This is a genomic window from Daejeonella sp. (assembly GCF_049655485.1).
Lineage (GTDB): Bacteria > Bacteroidota > Bacteroidia > Sphingobacteriales > Sphingobacteriaceae > Daejeonella.
The window spans coordinates 25,552-31,836 of sequence record NZ_JBASJU010000213.1 but is presented as its reverse complement, the minus strand read 5'-3'; the positions used below and the strand labels follow the sequence as shown (position 1 = coordinate 31,836).

Genomic DNA, 6,285 nt, shown 5'->3' with positions numbered 1-6,285 from the left:
CAGTACGCGAAAACGGATGGCCGCAAACTCTTGAAGTAGGTTTGATCGGATCATGTACCAACTCATCTTACGAAGATATAAGCAGAGCAGCATCAATCGCTCAGCAGGCTGTTGATAAACATTTAGTCGCAAAGGCCGAATTTACTATCACTCCCGGGTCAGAACTTGTTCGTTACACTGTTGAACGTGACGGTTATTTGAACACCTTTGAAAGTATGGGGGGTGTAGTACTTGCCAATGCCTGCGGTCCATGTATCGGTCAGTGGGCTCGTCACAGTACTGACCCAACTCGTAAAAATTCTATTATTACTTCGTTTAACAGGAATTTCAAGTCCAGAAACGACGGTAACCCCAATACTCATGCATTTGTCGCCTCTCCTGAGGTAGTAACTGCTTTAACCATTGCAGGTGATCTTGGATTTAACCCGATGACCGACACCCTGACCAATTCGGAAGGTGTACAGGTCAAACTTGACGAACCTCAAGGCTTAGAAATGCCTTTGAGAGGTTTTGCGGTTGAAGATGCAGGTTATCAGGCTCCGGCTGAAGATGGAACTCAAGTAAGTGTAATTGTAGATCCTAAATCTGCACGACTACAATTGCTTGATCCTTTTAAAGCGTGGGAAGGTACAGACATCACAGGGCTGAAATTGCTTATTAAAGCTAAAGGAAAATGTACTACGGATCATATCTCTATGGCGGGACCATGGTTGAAATTCCGTGGTCACCTGGATAATATTTCAAACAACATGTTAATCGGCGCCACGAATTTCTTCAATGATAAGGCTGATAACGTTAAAAACCAGCTGACAGGAGAATACGGTGCAGTTCCAGCTACTGCGAGAGCCTACAAAGCTCAAGGAATTGGTAGTATCGTTGTTGGTGATGAGAATTACGGAGAAGGATCTTCGAGGGAACATGCAGCGATGGAACCAAGACATCTTGCAGTACGAGCAATACTTGTTAAATCATTCGCCAGGATCCACGAAACCAATCTTAAAAAACAAGGTATGCTTGCCCTGACGTTTTCTGATGCTAATGATTATGACCGCATCCTTGAAGATGACACCATCGATATCACGGGACTTAACGAATTTAGTCCGGGTAAACCACTTCATATTGTACTTCACCATGCAGATGGTAATACAGAATCATTTGCTGTAAATCACACTTATAATGCACAGCAGATTGAGTGGTTTAAAGCTGGGGGAGCATTGAATATCATACGGATGAACCAGACGAAATAATTGAGAATGGAGAGTGGAGAGTTGAGAATGAAACTGAAAGGTGAAAACTGAAACATACACTTACATTTAATAGGAGCCGTATTCGGGGAGCTTTTGCTTTAGGAATACGGCTTTTTTGTTTATATTAATTTCAATAAAATAGATTAAAAAATGACGAACGAACCTAAGGTTATCCTCATCACTGGTGCTTCGACTGGGATAGGTTTTGAAACTGCGCTGCTACTCGCGGGGGAAGGGCATAAAGTTTATGCAACGATGAGAGACCATTCGCGCAGCAATATCCTTTTGGATGAAGCAGCAAAACAAGGGGTCACTCTTACGGTACCCGGCCTGGACGTTCAGTATGAAGAAAGTATTTCTCAATGCATCGCACAAATTATCGATCATGAACAAACAATCGATGTGCTGATCAACAATGCCGGTGCAGGTTTCATCAGAACTATGGAGCAAGCAACCATGGAAGAGATACAGCAGGTGATGGATGTCAATTTCTATGGGGTGATCCGTTGCACTAAAGCTGTCCTTCCGTTCATGCGCAAACAGCACAGTGGTCATATTATCAATATTTCCTCCGTCGGGGGACTTGTTGGCCAGCCGGTAAATGAAATTTATTGCGCTGCTAAATTCGCGCTGGAGGGACTCACTGAAAGTATTGCAAGCTACATGAAGCCCTATTTCGGGATTAATGTTTCTTTAATTGAGCCCGGCGGCGTGATAACAGAGTTCGGAAACAGCTTAACGCGATATTTTAATGACACTGGAGGTATAAAGGACGATGACTATAAGCCCTTAATACAAACCTACATGGACTACAGAGCCACCTTTACTGATGAAGTAAAGGAACGCGCCTTTCAAAAGCCCGCCCAAATTGCTGACGTAATATTAAAATGCATTAATGATCCTGAACCTAAGCTGCGTTATATGAGCTCTGAGGGGGTGGCTACATTTACCAAATTAAAGACAGGGCTGGATCCTGACGGCGAAGGGATAAAATCACAAGTGAGAAAAGGGATATTGAACAAATAATCAACCCTAGTCCCTGAGCTGTATAAACTCCGGCCGCTTTAGAAGTATTCACTTCCTGGCCGTAACGTTAGCGGCGACATTTCGTATATTGTCTTAACTAGAGTTCAATTGAAAAAGGTCTTACTTGTACTAGTTTTAATTAAACTATCATTTGAAGCTTTTGCGCAAGCGCCTTCGAATGATGAATGTTTGGGCGCAATACAATTACCTGCTGAAAATTTTTGTTCTGCTGTGAGCACTTATACCACCGTCAACGCGACAGAGAAGAATCCAGGAAATGGCAAAGACATCTGGTTTAAATTTACCGCTATCTCTTTTGAGGTAAGCATTACCGTTACAGCAAATACTCTAAGATCCCCTACAATTGGATTGAAAACAGATTGCAATACCGATTTTATAACCATAGGATCGGTAATCAATGACGGTAACAATATCATTTATACAAAAGGGGGCCTTACACCTGGGATAGAATACTTCTTCTGGGTTGGTGGTGCAACCCCTGGTACATTCCAGTTGTGCATAAAAAACTACAATCCCCCGGTAAAACCCGGACAAGATTATTCATCGGCTTCCATTTTATGCAGTACAGCAAGTTTTCCAGCCATTAATATCACTGGAGCCGGTTTATTGAATCATGAAGCAGATGGCACTTGTTTAGAAACCACAGAGGGAGAAGCTAATACCGCCTGGTACAAATGGACGGCGGCAAATAACGGCACCCTTGTTTTTACGATAACGCCAACTAAAAACGACGACATTGATTGGGTTCTATTTGATCTGGGGCTTGAAGGAAACACAACAGCGCCTTCAGGTAAAAATGCAATTCGTTGTGCTGCCGGAGCTGGAATTAGCCACGAGAGTTGCCCGGGATCGACTGAAGCTCTTTATAACAAAACCGGACTAGACTTTAATGAAACTGACATCAGTGAAGAAGGAGGATGCGGTAAAGGCCAAAACGGGGTAGTAAAAGCTGTAACTATGCAACAGGGCCATGTTTATGCTTTATTAATAAACAACTTTTCCAACGGCAACAATGGATTCAATATGGATTTTTCAGACAGGAACGGCCGAGCTGGCACAGGCGAATTTGCAGGTCCGAAGGGTACGATAAATCTAACAAAAAATCAGCCCTGTACGGTGAATCAAAGTTTTACATTCACCACTACCACCGCAAATACCAACAGCATAAAATGGTATTTCGGTAATGGTGCAAGCCTGGAGAGTTCCGATGTCTCCAATCCACCAGTAATTTCTTATTCCAATCCTGGAGAAAAAACAGTTGTACTTCAATTAACCAATGAACGGGGGTGTTCAGTTGTCTATTCGCAGACCTTTCTTGTGGGCCTTAAGCCCGATGTACCATCAATAAATCCTTTACAAATCAGCTATTGTACAGGTGACGTGATAACTTTGGGTGTTGCTGGCAAAGCAGGTGAAACTTATTCGTGGACCGGGCCCAGTGGTTTTAAATCAGATCTTGCTGAAGTAAAAATTCCGGTGACCACTTCTGCTCAAATCGGTACTTACTCCGTGATTGCGACTCTTTTTGGTTGTTCAAGTGATGCAGCAACAACCACGATAAATAGTATTATTCAAACTCCTATTGCAGCTTTTACCACAGATCCGACTGCTCCAGCCAAGCTAGCTTTTCCAGTTACGGTAAAGCTCTTCAATAACTCTCAGAACGCCGACTCATTTTCCTGGGATTTTGGCGATGGAACACCCCTATCAACCGAGACTAATCCCGAGCATGTGTACAAAGGCAAAGGAAATTTTACTGTGACACTCACGGCCTTCAACAGCAAAGCTTGTAGTGCCTCGACCACGAAAGGTACATTTATGGTGAGCGAACTTGGATCCATATTTATTCCCAATACCTTCACACCAAACAACGACTCGGTTAACGATGAATTCGTAGTTAATATGAACAACATAAAGACTTTCCAGATTCAGATATTTAACCGCTATGGAATCCTGATGTATTCTTCCCAAAATCTGGTGGAAAACTGGGATGGAACTTACAAAAACGAACAAGTTCCTGTAGGAACGTATTATTATGTCCTGGATGCCATAGACTTTGACAATAACCTTATCAAGAAATCCGGTTCTGTTACTATCTTGAGGTAATGAAAATTACCTTACTTACTATCGGCAAAACCGAGGATAAATACCTTATAGATGGCATTGAAGTTTACCTCAAAAGGCTCAAACATTATATTCCTTTTAAGATTTCGGAGATACCGGAACTAAAAGGGACTAAAAACTTGTCGCGCGAACAACAGAAAAGCAAAGAAGCAGAGCTGATTTTCAAAAACATTAGCAGTACCGATCATGTTATTCTCTTAGATGAAAATGGACAGGAATTTTCTTCTAAACAATTTGCGACGTTCTTAAACAAAAAAATGGTAGGGGGATTGCAACACCTTGTATTTATCATTGGAGGCCCTTATGGATTTAGCGAGGAAATATACACAAGGAGTAATGAAAAGATTTCGCTGTCGCGGATGACCTTTTCACATCAAATGATCCGCCTGTTTTTTGCCGAACAATTGTACAGGGCCTGCACCATTTTAAAGGGTGAACCCTATCATCACGACTAATAATCAATTTATGGATTATAAAAGAAATTATCGATTTAAATCAGGGACAAGAAGCCAGGAAAGCAAGCAATTTTGGATTATGGCTATTATTGGAATAGCTGTAGGGGCCGCTATATTGTATTTCTTTTGATCTCACAGACTAGCCTTGCACCTAATTTATACCGACCTTATAGGGTCCTTATAGGGTCCTTATAGTGACCTTATAGCGATATACCAAGTGTGTAGCAAAGGTCAAACAGGGGTATAACAACACTTAATAGAGACTTTCATAGTGGATATCAAAGAAAAACCCCAAGGGTAAAAACCTTGGGGCTATTTTATTTAGATTTTTGAGACAACCTGGTAGTACTCTTGCCAGCCGCTTTCGTAGCTTTCGGTTTTTCTTTTGCAACAGGCTCAGGTTTCTTCGTTGATTCTGCAATGGCAGGTGTACCGCCTTCAGAAAGTGGCTCAGGCGCTGTTTCTGTAAATAAAGGAAGCACACTAATGGTGTTATACCAGGCGATAATTTTCTTGATATCTGAAGAATAAACACGCTCCTGGTCGTGGTCAGGTGCCACATCAGTGAAAAACTCACGAAGCTTCTTCCCATCGGCCGCTTTCGGGTCTGGAATATCTTTGCTTTCATTCATTGCCTCAAAAATATCGCTCAGTTTCAAATCGCCACTTTCACCGAAAACGGTGATGTCTTCCAGAGAAGCCATCTTCGCAGTGCTCATATTTACGACAGTCTTATTTTTTTGCTCATCCAGTGTCTCAAGGATGTAACCTGATTTATTCTGGCCAATCAGCTTAAATAAGCCTGGCTTGCCCGATACGGACACTAATCCTCTTAAATTCATATGTTTAGATTTGAGATATGGGATATGAGATATGAGAATGTGTACGTTTCCGACTCAAATCTCTTATTTCAAATCTCATGTCTATTCTTCAATAATTTCAATCCCCAGTATCTTATCGCCCTGGCGGATATCGTCTACAACATCCACATTTTCCACTACCTTACCAAAACAAGTATGGTTACGATCCAAATGGGAAGTATTGTTACGACTATGACAGATAAAAAACTGAGAACCCCCTGTATTACGTCCTGCGTGTGCCATTGACAGGACTCCGCGATCGTGATACTGATTATCACCGGTTAGTTCGCAATCAATCTGGTATCCGGGGCCACCTGCACCCGTTCCTGTCGGATCACCTCCCTGAATAACGAAATCGTTTATTACCCTGTGAAATGTTACTCCATCATAATAACCTTCTTTAGCTAACTTCAAAAAATTGGCCACTGTGTTCGGTGCATCTTTATCGTAAAACTGCACGGTCATGTCACCTTTTTCGGTTTTTATAATTGCTTTGCTCATATGTATATTTCTTAGGATTGGATGACAAAGTTAATTATTTAAGCCAATTGA

The 6,285-nt window shown here is 41.8% G+C and carries 6 protein-coding genes; 4 read left to right on the top strand and 2 right to left on the bottom strand.

What is annotated here, in order from left to right; genetic code table 11:
- From WBJ10_RS09060 to rlmH, 4 genes are all read left to right on the top strand, one after another.
- On the top strand, positions 1-1,247 hold a 1,247-nt coding region (locus WBJ10_RS09060; RefSeq protein ID WP_424289490.1), incomplete at its 5' end, for an aconitase family protein.
- Between the two features lie 150 nt (positions 1,248-1,397).
- Complete coding sequence (locus tag WBJ10_RS09055) at positions 1,398-2,273, top strand: SDR family oxidoreductase (RefSeq protein WP_424289488.1); 876 nt, start codon at positions 1,398-1,400, stop codon at positions 2,271-2,273.
- Positions 2,274-2,381: 108 nt separating this feature from the next.
- Entirely contained in the window at positions 2,382-4,400 is a 2,019-nt protein-coding gene (locus WBJ10_RS09050; RefSeq protein WP_424289486.1) for a gliding motility-associated C-terminal domain-containing protein, read from the top strand.
- Positions 4,400-4,873 (top strand): 23S rRNA (pseudouridine(1915)-N(3))-methyltransferase RlmH, encoded by a 474-nt coding sequence (rlmH, locus tag WBJ10_RS09045; RefSeq protein WP_424289484.1) that lies wholly within the window; start codon positions 4,400-4,402, stop codon positions 4,871-4,873. Before WBJ10_RS09050 ends, rlmH begins: the two co-directional genes overlap by 1 nt.
- Before the next feature lie 317 nt (positions 4,874-5,190).
- Here the strand turns inward: rlmH and WBJ10_RS09040 are convergent, their stop codons facing one another.
- Positions 5,191-5,715 (bottom strand): DUF5606 domain-containing protein, encoded by a 525-nt coding sequence (locus WBJ10_RS09040; RefSeq protein WP_424289482.1) that lies wholly within the window; start codon positions 5,713-5,715, stop codon positions 5,191-5,193.
- Positions 5,716-5,796: 81 nt separating this feature from the next.
- Complete coding sequence (locus WBJ10_RS09035; RefSeq protein WP_424289480.1) at positions 5,797-6,234, bottom strand: peptidylprolyl isomerase; 438 nt, start codon at positions 6,232-6,234, stop codon at positions 5,797-5,799.
- Between the last annotated feature and the right edge of the window lie 51 nt (positions 6,235-6,285).

Coding starts and splice junctions, on each gene's coding strand:
- WBJ10_RS09055 (WP_424289488.1), top strand. CDS start 1,398: ATGACGAACGAACCTAAGGTTATCCTCATCACTGGTGCTTCGACTGGG.
- rlmH (WP_424289484.1), top strand. CDS start 4,400: ATGAAAATTACCTTACTTACTATCGGCAAAACCGAGGATAAATACCTT.
- WBJ10_RS09040 (WP_424289482.1), bottom strand. CDS start 5,715: ATGAATTTAAGAGGATTAGTGTCCGTATCGGGCAAGCCAGGCTTATTT.
- WBJ10_RS09035 (WP_424289480.1), bottom strand. CDS start 6,234: ATGAGCAAAGCAATTATAAAAACCGAAAAAGGTGACATGACCGTGCAG.